Here is a 26,223-nt window from a genome sequence, read left to right as displayed (position 1 = left end):
GTTTTCCTGGGGATAACTTTCGGGGGGTTTTCCACAGGGGGTGCGAAGTGTCGCTCTTCCGTGGATCGTTGGGCGTATGTACGAGTTGGCGATCCTCACCAGGGGCGGGGTGCTCCTCACGGCCCGGGCGCTCGCGGCGGGCTGGCCGCCGGGCCGGCTCGCCGCGCGCCTGCGGCGGGACGGCTGGCAGCGGATCCGCCCGGGTGCGTGGGCGGCGCCGGGCAAGGAGACGGACTGGCGGGTCCGGGAGACCGCGCTGCAACTGCTGCGCCCGGGGCGGGTCTGCCGCCACGGGACGGCGGCCCGCGTCCACCGCATCGAGCTCCTGACGGGCCCTCCGCCGCCCGAGGCCTCCCGTTCCTCCCTCCCGCCGGAGGACGTCTGCCTGCGCCGGGGCCTGCGGGTGACGACGGCCGCGCGGACGGTCGCGGACCTGATACGGACCGCCGGGAGCAGGGAGGCGGCGGTGGTGACGGCGGACTCGGCCCTCTCCCGCCGGGTGGTCGAGGGCGTCCGCAGGGACCCGCTGGTCCGCTACGAGGAGCTGGCCGCACAGCTCGCGGTCCGCCGCCCCGGCGCCCCGCGCGCCCGCGCCTGGCTCCCCCTCGTCCACCCGGCGTCCGGCTCCCCCGCGGAGACGGTGGCCCGCCTGCGCATGGCCGACGCCGCCCTGCGTCCCGAGTGCCAGCCGCAGGTGCGCCCCCCCGGGGCCGGGCCCTGCGCCCGGACTTCCTCTTCCGGTCCGCGGGCCTGGCGGTGGAGGTCGAGGGGTACGCGTACCACGGCACCCCCCGCACCCACGAACGGGACGTCGCCCGCTTCAACGCCCTCCAGTCCTGCCCCGGGATCCGCCGCGTGCTCCGCTTCACGGCGAGGGAGGTCTTCACGGAGCCGGGGAGGATGACGGCGACGATCGCGGACGCGCTGGCCGACCTGACCGGTGCGACGGGCGGGTGTCCGCGATCGGCCTGACGGAGGGCCCGCCGGTTCGGCACCATGGAGCTCTCGCGGAGGGGGAGCGGCGGATGGCTCGTGCGGTGCGTTGGGGGGTGGCCGGGGTCGCGGCCCTGGTGACCTTCGGGCTGGGCGTGACCCTCGTACGGGCACTGCCGTGGGGCTGGCTGCCCCGGGAGGACGGGGCGCGGCTCGACACGGCGCTGGCGTTCGGCGCGATCGCCGGAACGGCGGTCCTGGGAGCGCTGAGCTGGTGGGCCGCCCGCGACCGGCCGCCCACGACCGTGCCCGCGACCGCCGTGACCGCCGTGACCGCCCCGACCCTGCTCCAGACGGCCACCGCCTCCGACGACGCCGAGATCCGCCAGTCCGGCGGCGGGGTCGGCGCGCCCCACCTGGAACAGCACGCGGAGGCGCGGGACTCGGGCCGCGTCACCCAGTCCGCCCGGACCCCCGGCACCGGAACCGACACCGGAACCAGGACCGGCACCGGGTACGACCGGATCGAGCAGCGCGGCACGGCGACGGGCCGGGCCCGCGTGGTGCAGTCCGGCGCCGACGACCGGCCCGCCGAAAGGACCTGAGCGTTGGCCGGCGCCGAACAGCACGCCACTGCCTCCGGCAACGCCCGGATCTACCAGGCCCTGGAGAACGTCTACGTCACGGAGACGCACCCGGCCCCCGCGCCGCGGTCCCTGGGAGCCCTGCCCGCCGCACGACGACTGACAGGACGGGACGAGCCCGTCTCCGCGCTCCTGAAGGCCCTCGGTCCGGAGGGGCCGGCCGCGACCGTGGTGACGGGGTCTCCGGGCGCCGGCAAGACGGCGCTGGCCGTCCGGGCCGCCCACCAGGCCGTGGCCTCGGGGCTCTTCCCCGGCGGAGTCCTCTTCGTGCACCTGCGCGGCTACGCCCCGGCGGGCGCCGCCACGCCCGAGGAAGCGCTGGAGACCCTGCTGCGGGCCCTGGGCGTACGGGACGCGGACCTGCCGCCGACGGGCGAGGAGCTGGCAGCGCTCTACCAGTCGGAGCTGGCCCGCCGGGCCGAGGAGCACGGGGCGGTCCTGATCGTCGCCGACGACGCGTCCTCGCCCGGCCAGCTCCGGCCCCTCGTCCCCGCGCACGCCCGCCACCGCCTCCTCTCCACCTCGCGGGACGCCCTGGCCGCCCCCGGCCTCGGGGCCCGCCTCGTCCCCCTGGCCGAGCTGGACGCCGAGTCGGCCACCGAACTGATCGCCGCCGCCCTCGCCGACGTGCGCCCCGACGACCCGCGCGCCGGGACGTCGCCGCGGGCGCTGAGGCAGGTGGCCGACTACTGCGGCCGGCTGCCGCTGGCCCTGACGGTCGCCGCCGCCCTCCTGGCCGACGACCCGGGGCTCCCCGTCGACGTGCTGGCGGGCGACCTCGCCGACGCCCGCACCCGGTTGGCGGCGCTCGAGCACGAGGACGCGGACGGTCACACCCTCGGGGTGCGCGCCGCCATCCGGCTCTCCCACCAGCGCATGAAGGAGCGGGAGGACCGGCTCTTCCGCCTCCTGCCCCAGGACCCCGGCCCGGACGTCTCCACCGAGGCGGCCGCCGCACTGTGCGACCGGACGCCGCGCGAGACGCGCAAGAGCCTGGCCGCCCTCACCCGTGCCGGCCTGCTGGCCGAGCAGCCGGTGGGCTCGAACCGCTGGCGCATGCACGACCTGATCCGCCTGTACGCGGCCGGACTTCCGCCCTGCCCGGGGACGGACGAAGCACGGGAGAGGCTGCTGATCCACTACGGCACGGCCTGCGTGGAGGCGAACGCCCACCTGTCCGCCCGGCCTCCGCGCTCCGGCACGGACGCGGGCGCGGCACGGTTCGCCGACCGCGCCGCCGCGCTGAAGTGGCTGGACGCGGAGTCCCGCAACCTCGTCGCCCTCGTCTTCCGCGTCGCCTCCCTGTACCCGCAAGCCTCCCTGATCACCGCGAACGCGCTGAACCTGTACCTCGACCGCCGGCACCGATTCCGCGAGATGGCCGAGATCAACGCCTTCGCCGTGACCGTCGCCCAGGCGTTGAAGGACCGCCGTCACGAGGGCCGGGCGCTCAACGGCCTCGGCAACGCCTACCTGAACCTGCGGCGGTACAAGGAGTCGACCGACGCACACCTCCGGGCGATGAAGATCCACGGGGAGCTCGGTGACACCGTCGCCCAGAACCTCACCCTCATGAACGTCGGCAACACCCTCCAGCTGCTGGGGCGCCACGACGAGGCCATCGACGTGCTCACGCAGGTGGTGGCCCTCTACCGGAAGGGCGACCACAGCCACGGCGAGGCCGCGGCGCTCAACAACCTCGGGGCCGCGCTGCTCTGCCGGGGCCGCCACGAGGACGCCATCGCCGCGTTCCGCCGGGCCGCGACGATCCACAGCGCCAACGGCGACAGCCACGAGGAAGCCCAGGTGCGCAACAACCTCGGCAGCGCGCTCCGCAGGACCCACCGCCACCGGGAGGCCGTCGCCGAACTGACCTGGGCAGCCGACACGTACCGCGAGTACGGCGATTTCCACCGCGAAGCCGAGACCCGCGACAACCTCGGCCACGCGCTGCTGCACACCCGACGCCACGAGGAGGCCGCCGCGGCGCACGCGTGGGCCGCCGAACTCTTCCGCCGCTTCGGCGAAACCGCCCGGGAGCGCCGCGCCCTGGCCCACGCCGGCCGGGCCCGACAGGCGCTCAGGGAGTAGCGGCCCGGGGCGGCGGTGGCGCGGTGCGGGGGAAGGACACCTCGACGCGGCGGTTCTTCTTGCGGCCCTCCTCGGTGCGGTTGTCCGCGATCGGGTAGTCCTCGCTGTAGCCGCGGATCTCGTACGAGGTCCCCGGCTCCAGCTCGCGCGCCAGGACCTGCTGCACGGCGACGGCCCGCTCCTTGGAGAGCTTCAGGCCGTGCTCGTACGTCCCGAGGTTGTCGGTGAATCCGAAGACGCGCACCTTCCCGGACCCCTGCGTCCGCACCTCCGCCGCGATGGCGCGGATGCGCGCGGCCGCGGCGGGGCTCAGCTTGGCGCTGTCCTTCGGGAACAGCACCTCCGCCTGCAGCGCGAACGTCACGTCCACGTTCGTGTCCTCGCGCCGCTGCTCGCCGCCCTCCTCCTCGACGATCTGCTTGATGTCGAGCACCTTGGCGGGCGCGAGCGTGGCGCCGTCGGGGAGCATCAGGTTCGGGGAGTTGGTGTCGATGGCGGGGGGCGGGGAGGTGGAGGTGCTGCCCGGCGGATCGTCCGCGTACGCCACGGGGCCGGCCGCCGCCGACCACCCGACCATCGCCACGACCACCAGCGCGGCCACCCTGCGTCGTCGTCCTGTCGTCGTCATCATGGCGTCGCCTCAGGAGAGCTTGAGCGTGGCGGGTTCGAAGGTGGGCAGCTGGAACGAGACCTCGGTGGTGGAGGCGGGGGGTGCGGGGAATTGCATGAAGACGGTGGTGGACTTGCCGGGGCCCAGGCTGTCGAGATTGGTGGTGGTGAGGGGGCGGCCGTCGGTGTCCCTGAGGACGTAGTACCGCTTCTTGCCGAGGGAGTCCACGAGGGTGGCACCGCCGAGGGACGTACCGTGTTTGACCACTTCGGTCTCGTTGCCGCTCGTCTGCGGAGGGACAGCAACCACCCCATTCGATGCGTTGCTCAGCCTGCCCTTGAGGGTCACGAATCCACCCGCATCTCGCTCGGCGGAGTTGATCGCGAGCTCGAGCCCCTTCTGCCCCTTGACGACCAGCAGCGTTTCCGTCGGGCTTTCGGCGCCCTCCGACGCAGTCGTCGACGCAGGTGGCTGAGCGGACTGAGTCACCTGCGTCGGCTTGTCGGCGGTCTTGGGTTTGGCATCGGCGCCACAACCGACAACGGTCAGGGAGGCTGCCACCGCGAAGGCGAGGAACCCCCCTCTCACGTACGAGACATTCATGAAGAGCTCTTCCTTTATTCGTCGTCGCCGGTCAGTCGGACACGGAAGAGATCACCCGCATCGGGAAGGTCAGGATCCATAGGATCAATGACCTGGGGCAATCCGTCACACTCGAGGCCCACGATCGGTGGGGGATCCTCCTCCTCAGGCGCAGCCGACGGCGTCGAAGTAGCCTCGGGCTCCTCGGTGGGGTCTACTTCAGCGAATGAGCAGCGCGGCTCGATCACGGCCACCGCAGAAGCCACCGCCGGGCTGTTCCCCACTCCTGGGACCGTGGAGTCTCCCACCGTGCTGGTGCTGTGAACGGTCACCCTGAAGCCGAAGGCCGTGGGCGAGCAGTCCTCGACCCGGGCACCATTGCGGGCAGCGAAGCTCGACGCCGCCTGGCACGCCAACTCGGGTTCGTAACCGTCACCTGCGACGTACTGCTGCCACTGAGCCGGGTTGTCGATGACTCCAAGCCAGCCCTCCCGTAGCTGCTGCCTTGCGTCCTGGGCGGCAGCAAGGGCTGCCGCGTCGGCAGCAGTCTGCGCACCGTTCCGCACAACGGCTGCCTTGCCCACGACGAAGTAGACGAAACCGAGTAACAGCAGCCCTGCAATCACCGCTACATATACGGGAAATGCCTGGCCCGCATCGGCTACTCTCCTCCGCCGCCGGTGATTTCGGCAATCTTCTGACTGATGGCGCCCTTGATCGACTGGCCGATGTCCGTCCCGGTGATCGCAATGATGATCGCCACCACCACCACAATGATCCCCAGATACTCCACCGCCGTCTGCCCCCGGTCGCCCCGGGACGCTGCGTGGAGTCGGGCTCTGGTCAGGGCCTTCAGCATGGCGTCGTACATCGTGCTCCCCTCCGAGGTCTGACGCTCGTGCGGTGGCACGGTACGCCCGGGGGGCCTGCCGTGGACAGGGGAGGCTGGGTCGTTCGTCAGCTCCGGGTTCGGGCGGGGCCGTGCACTCCGGCAGGGTATGGCCTGGGGCGGGGGTTCCGTGGGGAGTTGGGGGAAGTTTCATCCGTCGTCGCACCGCGCTCACTCCCCCGCGATCGAGCCGAGGTCCGTGCCCGTGCCGAGGAACAGGCCCGCGCCGAGGAGGATCATGGTCGCGGGGACCATCAGGGTGGTGATGACCATGGTCGCCTTGGGGACCGCCTTCGCCGCCTTGCGGCGGGCGTTCTGCGCGTCCGTGCGGCGCATGTCCTCCGCGATCTGGATCAGCGTGTCGACGATGGGCGCGCCGAGCTCCTCGCCCTGCTGGAGCGCGGTCACGAACTGGGCGACCTGCTCGGAGTCGTTGCGGCGGCGGAGTTCGTCGAAGGCCTGGCGGCGGGGGACGCCCATGTCCATCTGGCGGAGGGTGATGCGGAGTTCGTCGGACCAGGGGCCCTCGTACTTCTCCGCGACCCGTTCCAGGGCCTGGCGGAAGCCCAGGCCGGCGGAGACCACGACGGCGAGCACGTCGAGGAAGTCCGGGAGGGTGCGTTCGATCTGGTCCTTGCGGATGCGGACGGCCGACCAGATGCCGACCTCCGTCCAGAACGCGCCGAAGGCGAAGAGCAGCGCCGCCGTGACGTACGAGCCCCGCGTCAGCATCAGCAGGCCGCCCAGGCCGCCCAGGAAGCCGTACACCGCGCGCCGCGCGCCGTAGCGGTCGATGGTCAGGCCTCCGGGGTTGCCGGCCAGGTCGATGCGGCGGCGGACCGCCCCGACCCGCTTGGGGCCCATCCAGCGCAGGACCGTGGGGGACCAGCGCATGCCGAGCCGGTCCACGGCGGAGTCGACGGCGCCGGTGCGGGTCGCGCCGACCTCCAGGGCGAGGCGGAGGTCGTCGGGGAGGCGGGCGTCGGCGCGGTAGAGGCGGAGCCCGTACGCGAAGCCGGCGACGGAGAGGGCGGCCAGGAGGGCCAGGGCCAGTTCCAGCATCCGTACCAGTCCCTACACGTCGATCTTCGAGAAGCGGCGGATGACCGCGAAGCCGAGGACGTACAGCGCGCACGCCACGACCACCGCTCCCTGGCCCAGCGGCGAGCCGGTCATGCGGTCCAGCGCGCCCGGCTGCATGTTGTCGATCAGCAGTAGCGAGCCGAAGCCGATGACCGGGACCGCGTACGCCGTCATGCTCACCTGGGAGAGCTGCGTGCGGACCTCCCGCCGCGTCTCCTTGCGCTGCTCCAGCGTCTCGGTGAGGTTGCGGAGGGAGGAGACGACGGTGCCGCCGGCGCGGTTGGCGAGGACCAGGGTCGTCACCAGGACCACCAGTTCGCGGGAGGGGAGGCGCTCGGCGAGCTCCGCCAGGGCGTCGTCGAGCGGGGTGCCGACGGCCAGCTGCTGAGCGACCTTCTCCAGTTCGTCGCCCGCCGGGGACTCCATCTCGTCCGCCGCCAGGCTGATCGCCATGCGCAGCGCGAGGCCCGCCTGGGTGGCGTTGGCCAGGATCCGGGAGAGTTCGGGGAGCTGGTTGATGAAGCGCTCGATGCGCTTCTGCCGCTGCCAGTTGAGGTATCCGAGGGCCACCCAGACCCCCAGGAGGCCGCAGATCGGGCCGAAGAAGGGGGAGAGCGCCACCTGGCCGACCGTCCAGAGGACCGCGACCGTGACCGTCAGGCCGACGACGAACTCGCCCGGCGTCACGTCGAGTCCGGTGGCCGCGATCCGGCGCTCCAGGTTGCGGCCGAGGGCGGTGGCCCTGACCCGCCGGTCCAGGGACGGGAAGCGTCGCCTGCGGCGGCCGGTCGTCTCGGGCGCGGCGGTGTCGTCGAGGCGGGCGACGAGCGCGGCGTGGCGCCGGGCGCCGTTCGCGTACACCTGGACTCCGGCGACGCCGAGGACGCAGGCGAGCAGGGCGACGGCGGTCGTCAGCCAGAAGGGATCGGTCATCGGCGCTCCTAGGTCGCTTCCCGGACGGCGAGGGCGTCGTCGTCGGCGGCGACGCCGAAGGCCGGCGGGACGGGCTGGCCGGCCATGTAGAGGCGTTCGGCGACGCGGCGCGGGAGCGGATGGTGGACGTAGTGGCCGTGGACGCGGCCGTCGGCGGCGAGGGGTTCGGCCCGGAAGTGGCAGACGGTGGCGAGGAGGAAGCGTTCGCGGCCGTGGGAGGCGAGGATCGCGATCTCGGTGACGCGGCGGGTGCCGTCGGGGTGGCGGGTGAGCTGGACGAGGACGTCGACGGCGCTGTTGATCTGGTCGCGCAGTGCCTCGAAGGGGACCTTGACCTCGGACATGGAGGCGAGGGTCTGGAGGCGCGTCAGGGCGTCCTCGGCGGAGTTGGCGTGGACGGTGGCGAGGGAGCCGTCGTGGCCGGTGGACATGGCCTGGAGCATGTCGAGGGTCTCGCCGCCGCGGACCTCGCCGACGATGATCCGGTCGGGGCGCATGCGCAGCGAGTTGCGGACGAGGTCGCGGATGGTGACCTGGCCGCGGCCCTCGATGTTCGGGGGGCGGGCTTCGAGGCGGATGACGTGGGACTGCTGGAGCTGGAGTTCGGCGGAGTCCTCGATGGTGATGATGCGCTCGCCCTCGGGGACGAGGCCGGAGAGGGCGTTGAGGAGGGTGGTCTTCCCGGTGCCGGTGGCGCCGGAGACGATGATGTTGAACTTCGCCTGGACCAGGCCGGAGAGGAGCATCAGCATCTGCTCGTCGAGGGAGCCGAGGCCGATCATCTCGTGGAGCGTGTAGGCGCGGGGGAAGCGGCGGATGGTGAGGGTCGCACCGGTGAGGGAGAGCGGCGGGATGATGACGTTGACGCGCTCGCCGGAGGGGAGGCGGGCGTCGACCATCGGGTTCGATTCGTCGACGCGGCGGTTGACGGTGGAGACGATCCGCTCGATGGTCTGCATCAGCTGGTCGTGGGAGGCGAAGCGGAGCGGGAGGAGTTCCACGCGGCCGGCGCGCTCGATGTAGATCTGGTCGGGGCCGTTGACCATGATCTCGGTGATGGAGGCGTCTTCGAGGAGCGGTTCGAGGACGCCGAGGCCGAGGGCCTCGTCGACGACGCGGCGGATGAGCCGACCGCGTTCGGCGGTGGAGAGGACGGGGCCCTCGCGGCTGATGATGTGGCCGAGGACGCGTTCGAGGCGGGCCCGGCGTTCGGCCGCCGCGAGCGCGGACATCTCGGTGAGGTCGATCTCCTCCAGGAGTTTCGCCCGGAAGGAGACCACGAGGTGGCCGTCCTCCCGGCCTCCGTCGGGGCCGGGGGCACGCGGGTCGTCGCCGGTGTGGTGGATGCGGGCGCGCAGGCTCATGGGACCTCGTCCTCCTGCGGAGTGTAGGGCATGGTGGCGGACCTCTCGACCGGGTCGAAGGTCCAGAAGGGGACGACCTGGGGGACCTCGACGCGGACGGTGACGGTCACCGCCCCGTCGCTCACGGCCGGTTCCCCTCCGCTGACGTCGAGCCAGCCGCTGACGGCCGCCCGCGCGGCGGCGGAGGCGTCCGGCGCCTCCTCCTCGTCGCTGGTCACGGCGCGCGCGGCGGCCCGCGCCGCCGTCCCCGCCTGCTGCGCGGCGTACGCGGCGAGGCCGAGCTGGAGCCCCGCGAGCCCGACGAGGAGCAGGAGGGGGAGGAAGCCGAGGTATTCGATGGCCGCCTGGCCGCGGTCGCGGACCCGAGGACGAGATCCCGTACGGCTCCGAGGGCCGTCGCCCGGCCGCCGGGCACCGTCCCGCGGCGCACTGCCCCGGGCCCCGCCGGCACCGGCCCGCCGGGAAGCGCCCCCACGCCTCTCCGCACGTCCTCCCAGGCCACGCGTACCCGTCCCCCCGGCGGGGCCCGCACCCGGGCCGCCGACGCCGTCCCGCGCCCGGAGTCGTCCCGTACGCCTCACCGGTCCGTCCCCTCCCCCTCGTACACGGCGCCGGCCGTGGCCGGGACCCCGTCGAAGGAGCCCAGGCCTGGGAAGAGGACAGGGACGGGGACTACGACCGTCACCGTCACCATGCCGCCGGACGGCGCACCTCCGCATTCCACGGTGGCTCCCGCCCACGCCCCGTCGAGGTGCCGGCGGGCGGCGCCGTCGCAGTCGCCGTCCACGGCGGCCGCCCGTGCCGCCTCGTCCGCCGCGTTCCCCGCCAGGATGTAGGAGTACCCGACGAGCACCACCTGCCACAGCAGCGCGAGGGTCAGCAGGATGACCGGGACCATGCCGGCGAACTCCACCGCCACCTGGCCCCCGTCTCCGCTCCCCCGCTGCCGGCGCATGGTTCAGCGGCCTCCGCGGCGGCGCAGGCCGAGGGAGCCGCGGTCGCCGGCGCGGGCGAGCTGCTTCCCGGGGGCGGCGGGCGCTCCGGCCGGGGGGCCGGTGAGGCCCAGTTCGGCGGCGAGGGTCCACAGGGCCTGCTTGACAGTGGAGCGGGCGTCGAGTTCGTGGAGGCGGCCGGCGTCGACGACGGCCTGGAGTTCCTTGTAGGCGGCGGGGACGGTGACGCCGGCGATGCGGGTGCCGGTGATCTTCTGCACCAGGGGCGGCTGGATCTCGCTGGTGCGGGAGTGGCGGTTGACGACGGAGACGGTGGACTCCGCCTTGCGGACCTGGAGCCGTTCCCACATCCGTACGGTCCGCTTGGCGGCGCGGACGGCGATGACGTCGGGGGTGGTGACGAGGAGCGCGGTGTCGGCCGTCTCGACGGCGGCGGCGTTGGCGCTGTCGAGGCGGGAGCCGCAGTCGACGACGACGACGTCGTGGCGGCCGCGCAGGGCGCTGACGATCTGGCGGGCGGCGCGGTCGGTGACCTCTTCGCCGCGTTCGCCCTCGGCGGGGGCGAGGAGCAGGGAGAGGCCGGTCTCGTGGACGTAGACGGCGTCCTGGAGGACGCGGGGCGAGATGTCGTTGATGGCGGCGAGGTCGGCGGCGGAGCGGCGGAACTGGACGTCGAGGTAGGAGGCGAGGTCGCCGCTCTGGAGGTCGAGGTCGACGAGGGCGACGGTGCGGCCGGCGGCGCGGGCGGCGAGGGCGAGCTGGACGGCGGTGAGGGTGGTGCCGACGCCGCCCTTGGCGCCGCTGACGGTCACCACGGTGCCGCCGGGGCCGGCGAGGAGTTCGGCGGCGCCGCCGCCGAGGTGGCGGCGGAAGCCGGCGGACCACTGGGCGGCGGCCTGGACGCGGCCGGCCAGCTCCTCGTAGCCGAGCGGGAGGGAGACGAGGCCGCGGGCGCCGGAGTCCATGGCGGCGGAGAGGAGTCCGGGGCCGGAGTCGGCGGTGATGAGGACGACGCCGACGGCGGGGAAGCGGAGGGCGACCTCGCGGACGAGGTCGAGCGCGGGGACGGGGCCGATCCGTTCGTGGACGAGGACGACCTCGGGGAGCGCGTCGAGGGATTCGGCGGCGAGCCGGGCGAGGGCGTCGACGAGCTGGGTGGAGTCGGGGACGGGCGGGGCGGGCTCGGCGTCGGGGAGCTGGCCGAGGAGGGTGGCGACGGCCCGGGCGGCGTCGGGGTCGCCGACGGCCGGCAGGATCCTGGTGGGCATGGCCGGGCCTCACTTGTCCGTGTCGAGCGTGTAGGTGCGGTCGCCGGGCGCGGGCCCGGCGGGGGCGCCGTCGGCCGAGGGGGCGACGAGGGCGAGGCGTACGTGCTCCGCGAAGGACTCGGCGTAGGCGACGCGCTGGGTGTCCTGGGCGGAGAGGGCGAAGGTGATGGGGACGGCCTCGGTGTCGCGGTCGACGCGGTTGCTCCCGGTGTCGATGGAGGTCAGCTTGCCGACGTCGATGACGCGGGCGGCGGCGACGAGGAGGCGGGACTGGTCGGGCTCGTCCTTCTTGTCGCCGGCGAAGGTGGCGTAGATGTTGACGGTGGCACCGGGGTTGATCTTGCCGGCGACGCCGGTGGCGGCGTCGATCATGATGGCGATCTCCTGCTCGCCGGGCTTGAGCGCGGGGCGGGCGACGATCATGTCCTTCTGGAGGAGCGAGCCGGCCTTGAGGGTGGTGACGGCGATCTTGCCGTCGATCTGGGCGAGGTCGGTGACGGCGGTGCCGGAGAGCCAGCGCTCCGGCATGGAGACCTTCTCGAAGTCGCCCGCCTTCAGGCGGACGTAGGGCTTGATGTCCTTCTTGACCCGGTAGGCGGTGGTCTCCGGTCCGACCTTGGCGTTGACGTCGCTGATGACCGCGAGGACGCCGGCGAAGGCGCCGAGGGCGCAGAGGACGGAGAGCAGCAGCAGGATGACGCCGCGGCGCTGGCGGGAGTTCATCGGGTTTCCTCGTTCATCGGGTCGCCGTTCATCAGGTCGCCGTTCATCGGGTCACCGGCCCGCCTGGGCCGGCGCGGTGGGGCCGGTCAGGGGGGCCGCGCAGAAGCCGCAGCGGTCGCCGATGAGCTCCATGCCGCACCAGTGGCAGGTCTCGCGGCGCACCGAGGCGACGAGTCGGTGGAGGACGGGGAGGTCGGGGAGGTGGGCGGCGAACTCGGTGAGCTTGGGGGTGCCCCACCAGGCGGGCGAGGAGGCGGGGAGGGCGGTCTCCTCGACGGGGCCGGCGACGGCCCAGCGGGGGGCGAGGGCGGTGGTGGGCCATTCGGTGGCGAGCTGGCCGCGGGCGATCAGGAGCCGGGTGGCGAACTCGGGTCCGGTGAAGCCGGATTCGTCGGCGCCGACGCGGACGATCCGGGGGGTGGGTCCGGCGAGGACGGCGAAGTGGGCGCCGGGGAGCCAGCTCTTGAGGTGGGAGCCGAGGGTGACGGGGACACGGTCGAGGCGGGAGACGGAGCCGAGGACGGCGCCCGCGTAGATGTAGTGGGCGAGCAGCCGGGCGGCGGAGGCGAGGACTCCGGGGCTGAAGTCGCAGGTGGAGAGCTGTCGGAGCTGGCGGACGAGGACGGCGGCGCCGAGCGGCGGCAGATCGGTCCTGACCACCGCGATCCGGTCGCTCTCCAGGAGGCCGCGGACGGTGTGGAGGCGGTGGGCGACGGCGGTCGGCGCGGAGGCGGGGCAGACGACGAGGACGTGTCCGAACCGGTCGACGAGCCGGCGGAGTTCGGTGACCGAGTCGTCGAGGCTGCGGGCCGCCGGGTCGGCGAGCACGGCGGCGTTGGGGGTCGCGGGATCGGTGGGCGGCAGCACGAGGTCGGCGCCGGTGACCGCGATCGCTGTCGGCACGTCGGACCCCCCGTCTTCCCGTACCCCCTTCCCCTCGGGGCGCACGTCATGACTGTTCTGCACCTTATCCACGGGGACCGGGGTGGTGAACAGACAATCCGTCAACTCCCCCCTCCCATTTCGACCGCCGGACGTACGAGTTCCGGTTGTCAGAGGCCTTGACAACGCAATTGGTCTGGACCAACTTGGTGCGACGACGGCGGTGGCCACCTCCCGAGAAGCCCGAGAACCCGATCCCGCGATCCCTCCCCGATCGCGCCGATCCCCCGATCCTCGCTCCCGATCGCACCGATCCCCCGATCCCCCGATCGCCCCGATCTCCCCCACCGGAGGACGCACGTGGACCGCACCACCACCTCCCGGCCCGTCGGCCGCCGCCTGCTCGGCAGCGCCCTCGCGCTCGCCGTCGGGTCCGGCCTCGCCCTGGCCGGCGGCGTCGGCACCGCCTTCGCCGCCGACGTCAACAACGCCAGGAACGCGGGCTTCGAGAACGGCCTCGCCAACTGGTCCTGCTCGGCCGGCAGCGGCACCGCCGTCGCCACCCCGACGCGCACCGGCGCCGGCGCCCTCAAGGCCACTCCCGCCGGTCTCGACAACGCCAAGTGCGTGCAGACCGTGGCCGTGAAGCCCAACTCCGCCTACACGCTGAGCGCCTGGGTCCAGGGCGGCTACGCCTACCTCGGCGCGAGCGGCACCGGGACCGGCACCGGCACGGTCTCCACCTGGACGCCCGACTCCCCGTCCTGGAAGCAGCTGACCACCACCTTCACCACCGGCTCCTCGACCACCTCGGTCGAGATCTTCACCCACGGGTGGTACGGCACCGCCGCCTACCACGTGGACGACGTGAGCGTCTTCGGCCCCGACGGCGGCGGCACGCCGGACCCCGACCCGGTCGTCCCCGCCACCCCGGCCGGACTCGCCGCGGGCACCCCGACCACCAGCGCCGTCCCGCTGAGCTGGAACGCGGTCTCCGGCGCGACGAGCTACAAGGTCTACAAGGACGGCGCCCTCGCCGCGACCGTGACCGGCACCGCCACCACGGTCACCGGCCTCACCGCCGACACCGCGTACTCCTTCCAGGTCGCGGCCGCCAACGCGGCGGGCGAGTCCGCCAAGTCGGCCGCCGTGAACGCCCGCACGGCCAAGACCGGCGGTGGCGGCGGCGACAACCCGGCCGTCCCGAAGCACGCGGTCACCGGCTACTGGCAGAACTTCGACAACGGCGCCGCCAAGCAGAAGCTCCGCGACGTCCAGAACGCCTACGACATCATCGCCGTCTCCTTCGCGGACTCGACGGCCACGCCCGGCCAGATCGTCTTCAACCTCGACCCGGCCGTCGGCTACGCCTCGGTCGCCGACTTCAAGGCCGACATCGCGGCCAAGAAGGCGGCCGGCAAGTCGGTGATCATCTCGGTCGGCGGCGAGAAGGGCAACGTCACGATCAACAGCGACGCCAGCGCCACCGCCTTCGCGAACAGCGCCTACGCCCTCTTCCAGGAGTACGGCTTCAACGGGATCGACATCGACCTCGAGCACGGCATCAACTCCACGTACCTGACGAAGGCGCTGCGCCAGCTGTCCGCCCTCGCCGGGCCGAAGATGGTCCTGACGATGGCCCCGCAGACCATCGACATGCAGAACACGGGCACCGAGTACTTCAAGACCGCGCTCGCCGTGAAGGACATCCTCACGGTGGTCAACACCCAGTACTACAACAGTGGTTCGATGCTCGGCTGCGACGGAAAGGTGTACAGCCAGGGCTCGGTGGACTTCCTCACCGCGCTCGCCTGCATCCAGATCCAGGGCGGTCTCGACCCGTCCCAGGTCGGCCTGGGCGTCCCCGCCTCCACCCGGGGCGCGGGCAGCGGCTACGTCGCCCCGTCGGTCGTGAACAACGCGATCGACTGCCTCACCAAGCTGACCGGCTGCGGCACCTTCAAGCCCGCCCAGGCCTGGCCGACCCTCCGGGGCGCGATGACCTGGTCCACCAACTGGGACGCGACGGCCGGCAACGCCTGGTCGAACGCGGTCGGCCCGCACGTCCACGGCCTGCCGTAACCCGTCCGGACCCTTCCCCCGAGGCGTCGCCGGCTCTCCGGCGGCGCCTCGGCGCGTGCGGGGGCGGGGTCGCCTACCGTGGGCCGACCATGGCCGAACTCCCCCCCTTGACCCGTCCATGACACGACGTCACCATGTGCCCCGGACACCCGCACCTGTTGTCGCACTCCCCCACACTCCCCACCCAGGAGACACCATGCGACGTCCCCGAAGCGGCAGAAGGTCCGCCACCCTCGCGGCCCTCGTGGCGCTCGCCCTCGCGGCGCCCCTCTCCGCCCTCTCCTCACCCGCCGGAGCCGACCCGGCCACCACCGCACGGACCGACCGGGACGTGATCCGGCAGTACGAGATCACCGGACCCGCCACCCCGGCCGCCCGCACCGCGCTCACCGCCACCGGCGTCTCGATCGACGAGGTCGACGCCCGCTCGGTCGTGGTCAGCGCCGACGCGGGCGAGCTCGCCCGGCTCAGGGCCCTCGGCTACGAGCCGGTCGCCCTCCCCGGCCCGCCCGACCGGGGCGAGGCCGGCCGCTCCGCGCTCGGCCCGCTCGACTTCCCCTCCGCCGACGCGAAGTACCACAACTTCGCCGAGATGACGGCGGAGATCGACCAGCGGCTCGCCGCGTACCCGTCGATCATGAGCAAGCGGGTCATCGGCAAGAGCTACCAGGGCCGCGACATCGTCGCCGTCAAGATCAGCGACAACGTGGCCGCGGACGAGAACGAGCCGGAGGTCCTCTTCACCCACCACCAGCACGCCCGCGAGCACCTCACCGTCGAGATGGCGCTGTACCTGCTGCGCGAGCTGGGCGCCGGATACGGCTCCGACGCCCGCGTGACGAAGATGGTGAACGAGCGCGAGATCTGGATCGTGCCGGACCTCAACCCGGACGGCGGCGAGTACGACATCGCCTCCGGCTCCTACCGCAGCTGGCGCAAGAACCGGCAGCCCAACTCCGGCTCCTCGTACGTCGGCACCGACATGAACCGGAACTGGGACTACAAGTGGGGCTGCTGCGGCGGCTCCTCCGGCTCCAAGAGCTCGGAGACGTACCGGGGCGCCGCCCCCGAGTCGGCCCCCGAGGTGAAGGTCGTCGCCGACTTCGTCCGCTCCCGCGTGGTGGGCGGCAAGCAGCAGATCAAGGCCGGCGTCGACTTCCACACCTACAGCGAACTCGTCCTCTGGCCGTTCGGCTGGACCAGCGCCGACACCGCCCCCGGCATGACCCAGGACGACCGCGACGCGTTCGCCGCCGTCGGCGGCAAGATGGCCGCCAGCAACGGCTACACCGCCGAGCAGTCCAGCGACCTCTACATCACGGACGGCTCGATCGACGACTACCTGTGGGGCGTCCACAAGATCTTCGGGTACACCTTCGAGATGTACCCGACCTCGTCCTGGAACGGCGGCTTCTACCCGCCCGACGAGGTCATCGAGCGCGAGACGAGCCGCAACCGCGACGCCGTCCTCCAGCTCCTGGAGAACGCCGACTGCATGTACCGCTCCATCGGCAAGCAGGCGCAGTACTGCGGTACCGCGTGAGCTGACCGGGCGTCAGGACGCCTCGTCGAAGTAGGCGTCCAGGACCGCGTCCAGCTCGGTCTCCCAGCCCGCGATGTGCCCCCTGTCCGGCGCGATGATCTCGATCGGGTACCAGCGCCGGTCAGGGGTGTGCACGGTGACGGTGAACCGCTTGCCGAACCGGCCCTTCTCGCTCTCGACGGCGGCGATCTCGTCCCAGCGGAAGTCGCACGCCTCCTCGTCGTAGCTCAGCCGCACGCCCTCGGAGTCGGCGACGATCCGCCCCCGCCGGTCGGCGGCCTCGAAGACGGGACCGTCGGCGGCGACGGCCGCCGGGGCCGCGTCCTCCTCGTCCTCCTCGACGTCCTCCTCGACGGCGTCCGGGTCCGCGACGGCGTCCGCCGCCACGTCCTCGGGCGCTTCCTCGGTCCCGGGCGCGTCGTCGGGGGACGCCACGACCCCGGCGAGGCCGGGGACGAACGCCGGGTCGGCCGAAGCGGCGTGCAGGGGCTGCTGTATGGGTCCGTTGCTCTGCTCCACGGCGGCAGTATGGCCGACGCCGCTGTGAAGGGCCCATGGAGGGGTCAGTCGAGGACGGCCAGCGCGTCGATCTCGATGAGGAGGCCCTTCGGGAGGCCGACGTAGACGGTGGTGCGGGCGGCCGGCGGGGCCTTGAGGTCCTGCTCCTCGAAGTACTGGTCGTAGAGCGCGTTCATCTCGGCGAAGTGGTCCACGTTCGTGAGGTAGACGCGCATCATCATCACGTCGTCCCAGCTCGCCCCGCCCGCCTCCAGGATCGCCTTGACGTTGGCGAAGGTCTGGAGGGTCTGCTCGCGCAGGGTCGGTCCGGCCGGCGTCGGCGGCTGCCCCTCGACGGCCGGGAGGAAGCCGACCTGGCCGGCGACCTGGAGGATGTTCCCCTTCCGCACGCCGTGCGAGAACGTCGCGGGCGGGGTGGTGTGGGACGCGGGGGTGATCGCGGTCTTCTCACTCATCGTCAGTGGCTCCTGCTTCCTTCGGTGGGGTGGTTCCGGAGTAGTCGTGGCTGATCGCCTCCGCCGTGCGGCGCACCAGCGGCAGCAGGGCGAGCAGTTCCTCGGCGGTGACGACGACGTTGGGCGCCGAGACCGACATGGCGGCGACGACCCGGCCGTCGGCGCCGCGGATCGGGGCGGCGACGCAGTTGATGGACTCCTCGTGGCCGCCGAGGTCGGTGGCCCAGCCCTGTTCGCGCACGGTCGCCAGCTCCTGGAGGAAGGCGGCGGCGTCCGGGGTGGAGCGGGGCGTGTAGCGGGGGTAGTCGAGCTTGGCGGCGAGGGCGCGGCGTTCGGGTTCGGGCAGGTCGGCGAGGAGCAGTTTGGCGACGGCGGCGACGGTGATCGCGACGGGCTTGCCGATCCGGGAGTACATGCGGACCGGGTAGCGGCTCTCGACCTTGTCGATGTAGAGCACCTCGCCGTCCTCGTGGACGGCGAGGTGGACGGTGTGGCCGGTGCGTTCGTTGAGCGCGGCGAGGTGGGGGTGGGCGATCTCGCGCACGTCGAGGTTCTCGACGGCCTCCTGGGCGAGGGCGAAGAGCCGGGCGCCGAGGCGGTAGCGCTGGTCCTGCTGCCGGTAGACGAGCCCGTGCTCGTGGAGGGTGCGCAGCAGCCGCAGGGCGGTGGACTTGTGGACGCCGAGCCGGTCGGCGACCTGGCCGAGGTCGGCGGGCCCCTGGGCGAGCAGCGGCAGGATGCTGAGCGCGCGGTCGACGGTCTGGCTCATCGGGTACGTACCTCCTCGTCGGCCTCCGTGCCGGCGGACGTCCACCCGGGGCCGAGGTGCAGTCTCCCCCAGGCGTCGTCGTCGAGCCCGGCGAGCCGGTCGGCGCGGGCGTGCCCGGGGGGCGCGGCGAGGTCCCCGGGGACGGTGAGCGCGGCGGCGGCGGCGAGGTGCCCGTGGCGGAGGCGGTCGCGCATGCGGAGTCCGCGGAGGACGGCGGAGAGGTAGCCGGCGGCGAAGCCGTCGCCCGCGCCGACGGCGGCGAGGACGTCGACGCGGGGCGCGGGGACGGTGGTGACGGTGTCGGCCCGCCCGTCGCGGGGCCGCTCGAAGGCGACGGCCGGGCCCTCGCCGCCCTTGACGACGAGGACCGCCGGCTCCGGCAGGAGGGCGCGGACGGCGGCGGCGTCGGCGGTGCCCCAGAGGCGTTCGGCCTCGTCGGCGCCGACGAGGACGAGGTCGGCGCGGGCGGCGAGCTCCCGCAGCACCTCCGGGGCGCCTCCCTCGTGCCACAGCGCGGGCCGGTGGTTGACGTCGAAGGAGACGAGCGGGCGGCCGGGGCGGGGGGCGGTGAGCTCGTACAGCAGGGCGCGGCAGTCGGCGGAGAGCGCGGCGGTGATGCCGGTGAGGTGGAGGATCCGGGCGTCCGCGACGGTGTCGTACGGGACGGTCCTCGGCGACATCGCGGAGGCGGCGGAGCCGGCCCGGTAGTAGACGACCTCGTGGGCGTCGGTGGTGCGGTCGGCGTCGGTGCGGAAGTAGACGCCGGTGGGCCGGTGCGGGTCGCGGCGGACGGCGCCGGTGTCGACTCCGTACGCTGCGATGGTGTCGAGCAGGTGGTCGCCGAAGCCGTCGGTGCCGACCCGGCCGACCCAGCGGGCGCGGTGGCCGGTCGCGGCGAGGGCGCAGGCGACGTTGGACTCGGCGCCGCCGATGGCGCGGGTGAAGGCGGGGACGTCGGCGAGCCGGCCGGGCCGGGTGGGCAGGAAGGTCACCATGGACTCGCCCACGCAGACGACGTCGCACGACGGTCCGGCCACGGTCACGGTCACGCTCCTGCGGGTCGCCGGGTCCGGGTCCATTGACCCGGCCTCGGCCCGGATGTTAGACAGCGGTGAGCGATATACGCAATGCGCGTTGCGCATGACGCAACGCCCGGAGGAGGGATCCATGCCGACCGATCTGTCGGGCGAGCGCGTCGACCACCGCTTCAAGGGTCTCCCGCCGGACGCCGAGGGCCTCACCGTCGGCGAGCTGGCCGCCCAGCGCCGCTCCCTCTTCACCGGCGGTTTCACCACTCCCGTCCTCGCCCTCTCCGCCGAGTCGGTCGAGCACAACCTCCGCGCCCTGGAGGAGTACGCCGAGCGCCACGGCCTCGCCTTCGCCCCGCACGGCAAGACCTCGATGGCGCCGGTCCTCTTCCACCGCCAGATCGAGCACGGCGCCTGGGGCATCACCGCCGCCGTCCCCCATCAGGTGCGGGTCTGCCGGGCGCACGGCGTCGACCGGGTCTTCCTCGCCAACGAGGTGGTCGACCCGGCGGCGCTGCGCTGGCTCTCCGCCGAGCTGGACGCCCACCCGGACTTCCGCCTGGTCTGCTACGTCGACTCGGTGCGCGGGGTCGGGCTGATGGACGCGGCGCTGCGCGCGGCCGGGGCCCGGCGCCCGCTGGACGTGGTGGTGGAGCTGGGCGCCGGCGAGGGGGCCCGTACCGGTGCCCGTACGGAGGCGGAGTGCGCGGCCGTCGCCGACGCGGTCGCCGCGACCGCCACCCTCCGGCTCGTCGGCGTCGCCGGCTACGAGGCCGAGGTGCCGGGCGCCGACGGGGAGTCGGTCCGCGCCTGGCTGCGCCGGCTGACCGGCCTCGCGGTCGCCTTCGACGAGGACGGCCGTTTCGACCCGGCCGCCGGCGAGATCGTGGTGAGCGCGGGCGGCAGCGCGTGGTTCGACGCGGTCGCCGACGTCTTCGCGGAGATCCCGGAACTCTCCCTGCCCGTCCTGAAGCTGCTGCGCTCCGGCGCGTACGTCTCGCACGACGACGGCCAGTACCGCGAGCGGACGCCCTTCAACCGGGTCCCCGAGGAGGGCGCCCTCCGGCCGGCGTTCCGCCTCTGGTCGCAGGTGGTGTCGCGGCCGTCCGCCGGGCAGGCGTTCACCAACGCGGGCAAGCGGGACGCCGCGTACGACCTCCACCTGCCGGAGGCGCAGGTGGTGCGGGACGCCGGGACCGGCGAGGTCCGGCCCGCCGACGGGATCACCGTGACCGCGCTGTCCGACCAGCACGCCTGGCTGCGCACCGGGGACGGCGCGGAGCTGGAGGTCGGCGACTGGGTCGGGATGGGCCTGTCGCACCCGTGCACGTCCTTCGACAAGTGGCAGCTGATCCCGCTGGTCGAGGCGGACGGCACGGTCGTCGACTACGTCCGCACCTTCTTCTGAGCCGGGGGCCGGGATGAGGGATCTGGTCCTGCGGGACGCCGAGGTCGTCGACGGTTCCGGCGCGCCCTCCTACCGGGCCGACGTGGCGGTCGAGGACGGCAGGATCGTCTCGATCGTGAAGGAGGCCGCGGCGGCCGGCTGCCAGCGGCCGACGGCCACCCGGGTCGTCGACGCGGAGGGCCTCGTCCTGGCCCCCGGCTTCGTCGACATGCACGCCCACAGCGACCTCGCGCTGCTCCGCGACCCGGACCACGGTGCGAAGGCCGCGCAGGGCGTGACGCTCGAAGTCCTCGGCCAGGACGGGCTGTCGTACGCGCCGGTGGACGACCGCACCCGCGAGGAGGTGCGGCGGGCGATCACCGGCTGGAACGGCGACGGCTCCGATCTGGACCTGGACTGGCGGACGGTCGGCGAGTACCTGGACCGGCTCGACTCCGCCCACGGCGGCGAGGGCATCGCGGTGAACGCCGCCTACCTCGTCCCGCAGGGCACGGTCCGGATGTACGCGATGGGCTGGGAGGACCGGCCCGCGACCCCCGCCGAGCTGGACCGGATGCGGCGGCTCGTCGCCGAGGGCCTGGAGCAGGGCGCGGTCGGCATGTCCTCCGGCCTCACCTACACCCCCGGCATGTACGCCCCCGACGCCGAACTGACCGAGCTCTGCCGGGTGGTGGCCTCGTACGGCGGCTACTACTGCCCCCACCACCGCAGTTACGGGGCGGGGGCGCTGCGCGCGTACGAGGAGATGATCGCGCTGACCCGGGAGGCGGGCTGCGCCCTCCACCTCGCGCACGCCACGCTGAACTTCGCGGGGAACGAGGGCCGCGCCCCCGAGCTCCTCGCCCTCCTGGACCGGGCCCTCGACGCGGGCGCCGACCTCAGCCTCGACACGTACCCGTACACCGCCGGCTGCACCACCCTGCTCGCGCTGCTCCCCTCGTGGGCGCAAGAGGGCGGCCCGGAGGCGGTCCTGGCGCGCCTCGCGGACGGGGCGACGGCGGAACGGATCCGGTACGACCTGGAGGTGACCGGTTCGGACGGCTGCCACGGGGTGCCGGTCGACTGGCGGACGGTGGAGGTCTCGGGCGTCACGGAACCGGCGCTCGGGGACCGGGTGGGCAGGCGGCTCGCCGGCTGGGAGGAGGCGCGGGCGCTGCTCCTCGCCGACCGGCTCGGCACGACGGTCCTCCAGCACGTGGGCCACGAGGAGAACGTGCGGGCGATCATGCGCCACCGGGTCCACACGGGCGGTTCGGACGGCATCCTCCAGGGCGCCAAGCCGCATCCACGGGCCCACGGCACCTTCCCCGAGTACCTGGGGCGGTACGTCCGCGAGGAGGGCGTCCTCTCCCTGGAGGAGTGCGTGGCCCACCTGACCTCGCGCCCGGCGGCCCGGATCGGGCTGCCCGACCGGGGCCTCGTGAAGGAGGGGTACGTGGCGGACCTGGTGCTCTTCGACCCGGCGACGGTCGCGGCGGGAGCCACCTACGAGGCCCCGCGGACCCTCCCCGTCGGCATCCCGCACGTCCTGGTCGCCGGCCGCTTCGTCATCGAGGACGGCCGGCGCACGGACGCCCTCGCGGGCCGCGCGATCCGCCGGACGCCGTCCTAGACGCGTTCCGCCACGCGGGCGGTGGCCGACGGCCACCGCTCGCGCCGCAGCCACACCAGGCCGAGGGCGAGGACGAGACCGGCGGCGACGAAGCCGTACCAGGGGGTGTGGCCGGCGGGCTGCGTCTCGTAGACGAGGGCCGCCGAGACGACGGCGAGCACCTGCCCGGCCCGGCTGTGCCAGGCGACGGCCGCGACGGCGGCCGTGCCCCAGAGCAGGTACCAGGGCTGCACCATCGGCGAGAGGGCGACCAGCGCGACGAGCCCGTACCCGAGCCCGAGGACGGGGTCGATCCGTCCCCGGTACGCCCGCCACGCGAGGGCCGCGATGATCGCGGCGGCGGCGAGCAGCCCCAGCTTCTGGACGACCGCCTTGACCGGCTCGGGGTCGTCGGCGACGAGCGTGCCGAGCGCCAGGCCGAGGTCGCTGGTGAGCGAGAGCGGGGTGTGGATGGCCCCGGCGACGGACTGCGTCCCCAGCCAGCCGAAGCCGGTCCCGGAGACCAGGCTCGCCCCGGCGGCCACCGCGCCGGCGACGGCCGGCGGGAGCAGCAGCCCCTTGAGGAGCCCGCCGCGCCGGGCGACGACCACCGCGACGAAGAGGAGCGCGACTGCCGCCGGCGACTTCACCATCACGGCGCAGCCGACGAGGGCGCTGCCGAGGACCCACCGGCCGCGCACGGCGAGCAGCACCCCGCCGAGCATCAGTCCGGTCATGAGCCCGTCGTTGTGGGCGCCGCCGACGACGTGGATCAGGTAGAGCGGGTTGAGCACGGCGAGCCACAGGGCCCCGTCCCCGCGCCCGAAGCCGCGCACCGCCCAGACGGTGAGGGCGAGCGCGCCGACGGCGACGAGCCGCAGCAGCAGGACGGCCGGGACGACGGCCCCGCCGGTCAGCTTCACCACGCCCTCCGCGAGGAGCAGGAAGACGGGCCCGTACGGCGCCGGGGTGTCGGTCCAGTTCCCGCCGACGCTCGCCGCCGCGTCCGCCCCGAGCTGCCCGGGCGCCAGCACGGAGGGTCCGGCGCCGTAGACGTCGTGGCCCTCCAGGACCATCGCGCCCTGGGCGACGTAGCTGTAGACGTCGGCGCTGTGCAGCGGCGGGGCGGCCAGCAGCGGAGCGACCCACGCGGCGAGCGTGACCGGCACCCGGTCGCGGGCGCCGCGCGCGAGGAGCAGGCCGTACCGCCACCAGGCGGCGACGAGCAGGGTCAGCCCGACCGCCGCGACGACGGCCCCGACGGTCTCGACGGCGCCTTCCCGCGGGGCCCACGGGGCTCCGCCGCCGACCACGGGCAGCGCCCCGGCCGCGTACCCGCCGACGGCCACGGCGAGCGATCCGCCCGCACCCAGCCATCGACATCCGGAAGCACTCACGACCCACATGACCTGCAAACCTACCGTCCCCGTGGAGGGCGGGCGCCCCGCCGGGGGTGCCTCAGCGCTGGCCCCTGCCGTTCCCCCGCCCCCGCCCCGGCTTGCCGGTCGTCGCGGAGGGGCGGGGCGCGGCGGTCCGCGGGGCGGCCTCCTTCGACGGCGCCGCCGTGGCGGACGGCGCGGCGGAGGTCGTGGCGGACGCGTCGGGCGTCACCGTCGTCCCGGGGCCCGCCGGGCGGCTCGCGCCGCGGCTCGCCGACGGCGTGGGCGACGGCGTCGGAGCCGTACCGCTCCGGTCCGGGTCCGGCTGGATCAGCGCGGGGAGCCCCCCGCCGCCGTCGGCTTCCCGTTCGGCCGGACGCTTCCCCCCGCCCCCGCCGGTCAGCGCCACCGCGCCGAGGCCGAGCACCGCGGCCCCGCCGACGGCGACCAGCCACACCGCCCCGCGCCCGCGCCGGGCGGAGGCGTGCCGGCGGCGCGCGGGTCTCTCAGGGTCCTCGAAGCTCATGGCCCCGCATTCTAGGGAGCGCGGCGATCACCCGAAGCGGGCGCGCCCCCGCCCGACGTGGCCGAGAACACCACGCGTCCCGCCGCCACCCGCCGTAAGCTCTCGTCATGCAGGTGATCCAGTCCACGAAGCTCGCCAACGTCTGTTACGAAATCCGGGGCCCGGTGCTCGAAGAGGCGATGCGGCTCGAAGCCGCGGGTCATCGCATCCTCAAGCTCAACACCGGAAACCCGGCCGCCTTCGGCTTCGAGTGTCCGCCCGCGATCCTGGAGGACGTCCTCCGGAACCTCTCCGAGGCGCACGGCTACGGCGACGCGAAGGGCCTGCTGTCCGCCCGCCGCGCGGTGATGAGCCACTACGAGACCAAGGGCATCCACCTCTCCGTCGAGGACGTCTACCTCGGCAACGGCGTCTCCGAGCTGATCCAGATGGCGATGCAGGCGCTGCTCGACGACGGCGACGAGGTGCTCGTCCCGGCCCCCGACTACCCGCTGTGGACGGCGTCCGTCTCCCTCGCGGGCGGTACGGCGGTGCACTACCGCTGCGACGAGCAGTCGGACTGGATGCCGGACCTCGCCGACATCGAGCGGAAGATCACCGACCGCACCAAGGCGATCGTGATCATCAATCCGAACAACCCCACCGGCGCCGTCTACGACGACGAGATGCTCCGCTCGCTCACGGACCTCGCCCGCCGCCACGACCTCGTCGTCTGCTCGGACGAGATCTACGACAAGATCCTCTACGACGGCGCCACCCACACCCCGACCGCCGCGATCGCCCCCGACCTGCTGTGCCTCACCTTCAACGGCATGAGCAAGAACTACCGGGTGGCCGGTTTCCGCTCCGGGTGGCTCGCGGTCTGCGGCCCGAAGCACCACGCCTCCTCGTACATCGAGGGGCTGACGATCCTCGCGAACATGCGGCTGTGCGCGAACATGCCGGCCCAGCACGCGGTGGCCGCCGCCCTCCAGGGACGGCAGTCGATCGAGGACCTGGTGCTGCCGGGCGGGCGGCTCCTGGAGCAGCGGAACACGGCGTACGAGCTGCTGACCTCGATCCCGGGCGTGACCTGCGTGAAGCCGAAGGGCGCGCTGTACCTCTTCCCGCGGCTCGACCCGAACGTCTACAAGGTCAAGGACGACCGGCAGATGGTCCTGGACCTGCTGCGGGCCGAGAAGATCATGGTGGTGCACGGGACCGGCTTCAACTGGCACGAGCCCGACCACTTCCGGATCGTCACGCTGCCGTCGGTCGCGGACCTCACGGACGCGGTGACGCGGATCGGCCGCTTCCTGGACGGCTACAGCCAGCACTGACGGCCGCTGCGGGGCCCCGTTCTTGACCCGCCCTCGAACCGGACCGGAATCAACTTTAGACGGAATCTAAGCTAGGCTGGTCTCCGAGCAGTGAAGGAGGCCGTCCCCATGTACGAACCGATCCGCACCAAGTCGGTCCACACGACGGCCGGCGAGTCCGGCACCATCCCGCACCGTTCCCGCGAGGAGGAGCTGGACATCCAGCTCGCCGGCCACCTCGCCGCCCTGCTCGCGGTCACCGACGAGCTCGGCGACGGCGAGGGCGGCGAGCAGATCGCCCGCCAGGTGGCCCGGCTCCGCGGCGCGCCCCCCGCCCGGCACGCCGCCCTGAGCGGCGCCTCCCCCGAGGCACTCCACCGCAAGGCCCACGCCCTCGCCGGCCGGGCCCTGCTCGTCGCCGCGTCCCGCGCCGACACCTCCGCCGCCATCCTCGCGGCCACCCGCATGGACACCCACACCGCGGCCCTCACCGCCGCCCCCTAGTCGGCCCCGGGCCGCGCGGCACGAACCGCCCGGCCCGGGAGCCATCCACCCAGGGTCCACACCCACCCCGCACCACCTCCCCCCGCCCCACACTCCGCCCCGCCACACCCCCGCGGCTCCCCCGGCCGCCATCCGGCGGTCATCCCTCCGGTTCCCATCCGGGATC

Annotated in this window: 26 protein-coding genes and 2 pseudogenes; 9 read left to right on the top strand and 19 right to left on the bottom strand. The window is 73.6% G+C overall.

Going from position 1 to position 26,223, the window contains the following annotated elements; genetic code table 11:
• Positions 1–76: 76 nt before the first annotated feature.
• The 3 genes from IE245_RS10300 to IE245_RS37675 all read left to right on the top strand — a co-directional run bounded on the left by IE245_RS10300 (position 77) and on the right by IE245_RS37675 (position 3,668).
• Positions 77–904 carry a hypothetical protein gene (locus IE245_RS10300; protein WP_229851195.1) on the top strand — a complete coding sequence of 276 codons (828 nt, stop codon included), beginning with the start codon at positions 77–79 and terminating at the stop codon, positions 902–904.
• Positions 905–1,025: 121 nt separating this feature from the next.
• A complete protein-coding gene (locus tag IE245_RS37680; protein ID WP_189946486.1) occupies positions 1,026–1,538 on the top strand; it encodes a hypothetical protein in 513 nt (170 codons plus the stop codon).
• 3 nt (positions 1,539–1,541) lie between these two features.
• Complete coding sequence (locus tag IE245_RS37675) at positions 1,542–3,668, top strand: tetratricopeptide repeat protein (protein ID WP_189946485.1); 2,127 nt, start codon at positions 1,542–1,544, stop codon at positions 3,666–3,668.
• On the opposite strand, the gene IE245_RS10285 is transcribed toward IE245_RS37675, so the two are convergent.
• From IE245_RS10285 to IE245_RS10235, 13 genes and pseudogenes are all read right to left on the bottom strand, one after another.
• Positions 3,658–4,296 carry an OmpA family protein gene (locus IE245_RS10285; protein ID WP_373305307.1) on the bottom strand — a complete coding sequence of 213 codons (639 nt, stop codon included), beginning with the start codon at positions 4,294–4,296 and terminating at the stop codon, positions 3,658–3,660. The two genes, IE245_RS37675 and IE245_RS10285, sit on opposite strands and share 11 nt — an antisense overlap.
• Before the next feature lie 12 nt (positions 4,297–4,308).
• Positions 4,309–4,881: a hypothetical protein gene (locus tag IE245_RS10280; protein WP_189946483.1), complete on the bottom strand. Its 573-nt coding sequence runs from the start codon at positions 4,879–4,881 to the stop codon at positions 4,309–4,311.
• Positions 4,882–4,895: 14 nt separating this feature from the next.
• Positions 4,896–5,501, bottom strand: a pseudogene (locus IE245_RS36835) (pilus assembly protein TadG-related protein); the annotation flags it as partial.
• Positions 5,502–5,521: 20 nt separating this feature from the next.
• Positions 5,522–5,731, bottom strand: a complete 210-nt coding sequence (locus IE245_RS36830; RefSeq protein ID WP_229851193.1) for a Flp family type IVb pilin — start codon at positions 5,729–5,731, stop codon at positions 5,522–5,524.
• A gap of 189 nt (positions 5,732–5,920) precedes the next feature.
• On the bottom strand, positions 5,921–6,808 hold the full coding sequence (locus tag IE245_RS10270; protein ID WP_189946662.1) for a DUF5936 domain-containing protein: 888 nt from the start codon (positions 6,806–6,808) through the stop codon (positions 5,921–5,923).
• Between the two features lie 15 nt (positions 6,809–6,823).
• Positions 6,824–7,765 (bottom strand): type II secretion system F family protein, encoded by a 942-nt coding sequence (locus tag IE245_RS10265; RefSeq protein ID WP_189946482.1) that lies wholly within the window; start codon positions 7,763–7,765, stop codon positions 6,824–6,826.
• A gap of 8 nt (positions 7,766–7,773) precedes the next feature.
• A complete protein-coding gene (locus IE245_RS10260; RefSeq protein WP_189946481.1) occupies positions 7,774–9,129 on the bottom strand; it encodes a TadA family conjugal transfer-associated ATPase in 1,356 nt (451 codons plus the stop codon).
• The gene (locus IE245_RS37920) at positions 9,126–9,347 is read right to left on the bottom strand and encodes a hypothetical protein (protein ID WP_308436603.1); all 222 of its coding nucleotides are present in this window, start codon (positions 9,345–9,347) and stop codon (positions 9,126–9,128) included. The genes IE245_RS10260 and IE245_RS37920 overlap by 4 nt, the downstream gene beginning before the upstream one ends.
• 63 nt (positions 9,348–9,410) lie before the next feature.
• Positions 9,411–9,710, bottom strand: a pseudogene (locus IE245_RS37915) (hypothetical protein); the annotation flags it as partial.
• A complete protein-coding gene (locus IE245_RS10250) occupies positions 9,707–10,084 on the bottom strand; it encodes a TadE/TadG family type IV pilus assembly protein (protein WP_189946480.1) in 378 nt (125 codons plus the stop codon). The gene IE245_RS10250 and the pseudogene IE245_RS37915, both read right to left, overlap by 4 nt.
• Positions 10,085–10,087: 3 nt before the next feature.
• On the bottom strand, positions 10,088–11,350 hold the full coding sequence (locus tag IE245_RS10245) for a CpaE/TadZ family protein (protein ID WP_189946479.1): 1,263 nt from the start codon (positions 11,348–11,350) through the stop codon (positions 10,088–10,090).
• A gap of 9 nt (positions 11,351–11,359) precedes the next feature.
• The gene (gene cpaB, locus IE245_RS10240; RefSeq protein ID WP_189946478.1) at positions 11,360–12,073 is read right to left on the bottom strand and encodes a Flp pilus assembly protein CpaB; all 714 of its coding nucleotides are present in this window, start codon (positions 12,071–12,073) and stop codon (positions 11,360–11,362) included.
• Between the two features lie 51 nt (positions 12,074–12,124).
• Positions 12,125–12,976 (bottom strand): hypothetical protein, encoded by an 852-nt coding sequence (locus IE245_RS10235; RefSeq protein WP_189946477.1) that lies wholly within the window; start codon positions 12,974–12,976, stop codon positions 12,125–12,127.
• Between the two features lie 339 nt (positions 12,977–13,315).
• On the opposite strand from IE245_RS10235, the gene IE245_RS10230 reads away from it, so the two are divergent.
• The gene (locus tag IE245_RS10230) at positions 13,316–15,037 is read left to right on the top strand and encodes a chitinase (RefSeq protein ID WP_189946476.1); all 1,722 of its coding nucleotides are present in this window, start codon (positions 13,316–13,318) and stop codon (positions 15,035–15,037) included.
• A 196-nt stretch (positions 15,038–15,233) separates the two neighbouring features.
• Positions 15,234–16,580: a M14 family metallopeptidase gene (locus tag IE245_RS10225; RefSeq protein WP_189946475.1), complete on the top strand. Its 1,347-nt coding sequence runs from the start codon at positions 15,234–15,236 to the stop codon at positions 16,578–16,580.
• Between the two features lie 12 nt (positions 16,581–16,592).
• On the opposite strand, the gene IE245_RS10220 is transcribed toward IE245_RS10225, so the two are convergent.
• Genes IE245_RS10220 through IE245_RS10205 form a run of 4 tightly spaced genes read right to left on the bottom strand, consistent with a single transcriptional unit; the run spans position 16,593 to position 19,402 of the window.
• Positions 16,593–17,099, bottom strand: a complete 507-nt coding sequence (locus tag IE245_RS10220) for a hypothetical protein (RefSeq protein WP_189946474.1) — start codon at positions 17,097–17,099, stop codon at positions 16,593–16,595.
• Positions 17,100–17,143: 44 nt separating this feature from the next.
• On the bottom strand, positions 17,144–17,554 hold the full coding sequence (locus tag IE245_RS10215) for a RidA family protein (protein ID WP_189946473.1): 411 nt from the start codon (positions 17,552–17,554) through the stop codon (positions 17,144–17,146).
• Positions 17,547–18,323, bottom strand: a complete 777-nt coding sequence (locus tag IE245_RS10210; protein WP_189946472.1) for an IclR family transcriptional regulator — start codon at positions 18,321–18,323, stop codon at positions 17,547–17,549. Before IE245_RS10210 ends, IE245_RS10215 begins: the two co-directional genes overlap by 8 nt.
• The gene (locus IE245_RS10205) at positions 18,320–19,402 is read right to left on the bottom strand and encodes a sugar kinase (protein ID WP_189946471.1); all 1,083 of its coding nucleotides are present in this window, start codon (positions 19,400–19,402) and stop codon (positions 18,320–18,322) included. The genes IE245_RS10210 and IE245_RS10205 overlap by 4 nt, the downstream gene beginning before the upstream one ends.
• An 88-nt stretch (positions 19,403–19,490) precedes the next feature.
• Here IE245_RS10205 and IE245_RS10200 point away from each other — a divergent pair, with 88 nt between their 5' ends.
• Both IE245_RS10200 and IE245_RS10195 read left to right on the top strand, forming a co-directional pair.
• The gene (locus tag IE245_RS10200; protein WP_189946470.1) at positions 19,491–20,759 is read left to right on the top strand and encodes an alanine racemase; all 1,269 of its coding nucleotides are present in this window, start codon (positions 19,491–19,493) and stop codon (positions 20,757–20,759) included.
• Between the two features lie 13 nt (positions 20,760–20,772).
• Complete coding sequence (locus tag IE245_RS10195; protein ID WP_189946469.1) at positions 20,773–22,371, top strand: N-acyl-D-amino-acid deacylase family protein; 1,599 nt, start codon at positions 20,773–20,775, stop codon at positions 22,369–22,371.
• Here the strand turns inward: IE245_RS10195 and mptB are convergent.
• Both mptB and IE245_RS10185 read right to left on the bottom strand, forming a co-directional pair.
• Complete coding sequence (gene mptB, locus IE245_RS10190; RefSeq protein WP_189946468.1) at positions 22,368–23,756, bottom strand: polyprenol phosphomannose-dependent alpha 1,6 mannosyltransferase MptB; 1,389 nt, start codon at positions 23,754–23,756, stop codon at positions 22,368–22,370. The genes IE245_RS10195 and mptB overlap by 4 nt on opposite strands.
• A 52-nt stretch (positions 23,757–23,808) precedes the next feature.
• Positions 23,809–24,255 (bottom strand): hypothetical protein, encoded by a 447-nt coding sequence (locus IE245_RS10185; protein WP_189946467.1) that lies wholly within the window; start codon positions 24,253–24,255, stop codon positions 23,809–23,811.
• A gap of 107 nt (positions 24,256–24,362) precedes the next feature.
• Between IE245_RS10185 and IE245_RS10180 the strand changes: the two genes are divergently transcribed.
• On the top strand, positions 24,363–25,574 hold the full coding sequence (locus IE245_RS10180; RefSeq protein ID WP_189946466.1) for a pyridoxal phosphate-dependent aminotransferase: 1,212 nt from the start codon (positions 24,363–24,365) through the stop codon (positions 25,572–25,574).
• 108 nt (positions 25,575–25,682) lie between these two features.
• The gene (locus tag IE245_RS10175) at positions 25,683–26,057 is read left to right on the top strand and encodes an SCO4983 family protein (protein ID WP_189946465.1); all 375 of its coding nucleotides are present in this window, start codon (positions 25,683–25,685) and stop codon (positions 26,055–26,057) included.
• Positions 26,058–26,223 lie beyond the last annotated feature (166 nt).

It is taken from the genome of Streptomyces roseolus (assembly GCF_014649855.1).
Taxonomy (GTDB): Bacteria; Actinomycetota; Actinomycetes; order Streptomycetales; family Streptomycetaceae; genus Streptomyces; species Streptomyces roseolus.
The sequence above is the reverse complement of the archived record's forward strand: the minus strand, read 5'-3'. Positions and strand labels throughout refer to the sequence as shown.

Excerpts from the sequence above, each read along its gene's own strand:
- IE245_RS36830 (WP_229851193.1), bottom strand. The coding sequence starts at position 5,731 with ATGTACGACGCCATGCTGAAGGCCCTGACCAGAGCCCGACTCCACGCA.
- IE245_RS10180 (WP_189946466.1), top strand. The coding sequence starts at position 24,363 with ATGCAGGTGATCCAGTCCACGAAGCTCGCCAACGTCTGTTACGAAATC.
- IE245_RS10285 (WP_373305307.1), bottom strand. The coding sequence starts at position 4,296 with ATGACGACGACAGGACGACGACGCAGGGTGGCCGCGCTGGTGGTCGTG.
- IE245_RS10260 (WP_189946481.1), bottom strand. The coding sequence starts at position 9,129 with ATGAGCCTGCGCGCCCGCATCCACCACACCGGCGACGACCCGCGTGCC.
- IE245_RS10245 (WP_189946479.1), bottom strand. The coding sequence starts at position 11,350 with ATGCCCACCAGGATCCTGCCGGCCGTCGGCGACCCCGACGCCGCCCGG.
- IE245_RS10265 (WP_189946482.1), bottom strand. The coding sequence starts at position 7,765 with ATGACCGATCCCTTCTGGCTGACGACCGCCGTCGCCCTGCTCGCCTGC.
- IE245_RS10185 (WP_189946467.1), bottom strand. The coding sequence starts at position 24,255 with ATGAGCTTCGAGGACCCTGAGAGACCCGCGCGCCGCCGGCACGCCTCC.
- IE245_RS10195 (WP_189946469.1), top strand. The coding sequence starts at position 20,773 with ATGAGGGATCTGGTCCTGCGGGACGCCGAGGTCGTCGACGGTTCCGGC.
- IE245_RS10175 (WP_189946465.1), top strand. The coding sequence starts at position 25,683 with ATGTACGAACCGATCCGCACCAAGTCGGTCCACACGACGGCCGGCGAG.
- IE245_RS10205 (WP_189946471.1), bottom strand. The coding sequence starts at position 19,402 with ATGGACCCGGACCCGGCGACCCGCAGGAGCGTGACCGTGACCGTGGCC.
- IE245_RS10300 (WP_229851195.1), top strand. The coding sequence starts at position 77 with ATGTACGAGTTGGCGATCCTCACCAGGGGCGGGGTGCTCCTCACGGCC.
- IE245_RS10280 (WP_189946483.1), bottom strand. The coding sequence starts at position 4,881 with ATGAATGTCTCGTACGTGAGAGGGGGGTTCCTCGCCTTCGCGGTGGCA.
- mptB (WP_189946468.1), bottom strand. The coding sequence starts at position 23,756 with ATGTGGGTCGTGAGTGCTTCCGGATGTCGATGGCTGGGTGCGGGCGGA.
- IE245_RS10200 (WP_189946470.1), top strand. The coding sequence starts at position 19,491 with ATGCCGACCGATCTGTCGGGCGAGCGCGTCGACCACCGCTTCAAGGGT.
- cpaB (WP_189946478.1), bottom strand. The coding sequence starts at position 12,073 with ATGAACTCCCGCCAGCGCCGCGGCGTCATCCTGCTGCTGCTCTCCGTC.
- IE245_RS37680 (WP_189946486.1), top strand. The coding sequence starts at position 1,026 with ATGGCTCGTGCGGTGCGTTGGGGGGTGGCCGGGGTCGCGGCCCTGGTG.
- IE245_RS10210 (WP_189946472.1), bottom strand. The coding sequence starts at position 18,323 with ATGAGCCAGACCGTCGACCGCGCGCTCAGCATCCTGCCGCTGCTCGCC.
- IE245_RS10250 (WP_189946480.1), bottom strand. The coding sequence starts at position 10,084 with ATGCGCCGGCAGCGGGGGAGCGGAGACGGGGGCCAGGTGGCGGTGGAG.
- IE245_RS10225 (WP_189946475.1), top strand. The coding sequence starts at position 15,234 with ATGCGACGTCCCCGAAGCGGCAGAAGGTCCGCCACCCTCGCGGCCCTC.
- IE245_RS10215 (WP_189946473.1), bottom strand. The coding sequence starts at position 17,554 with ATGAGTGAGAAGACCGCGATCACCCCCGCGTCCCACACCACCCCGCCC.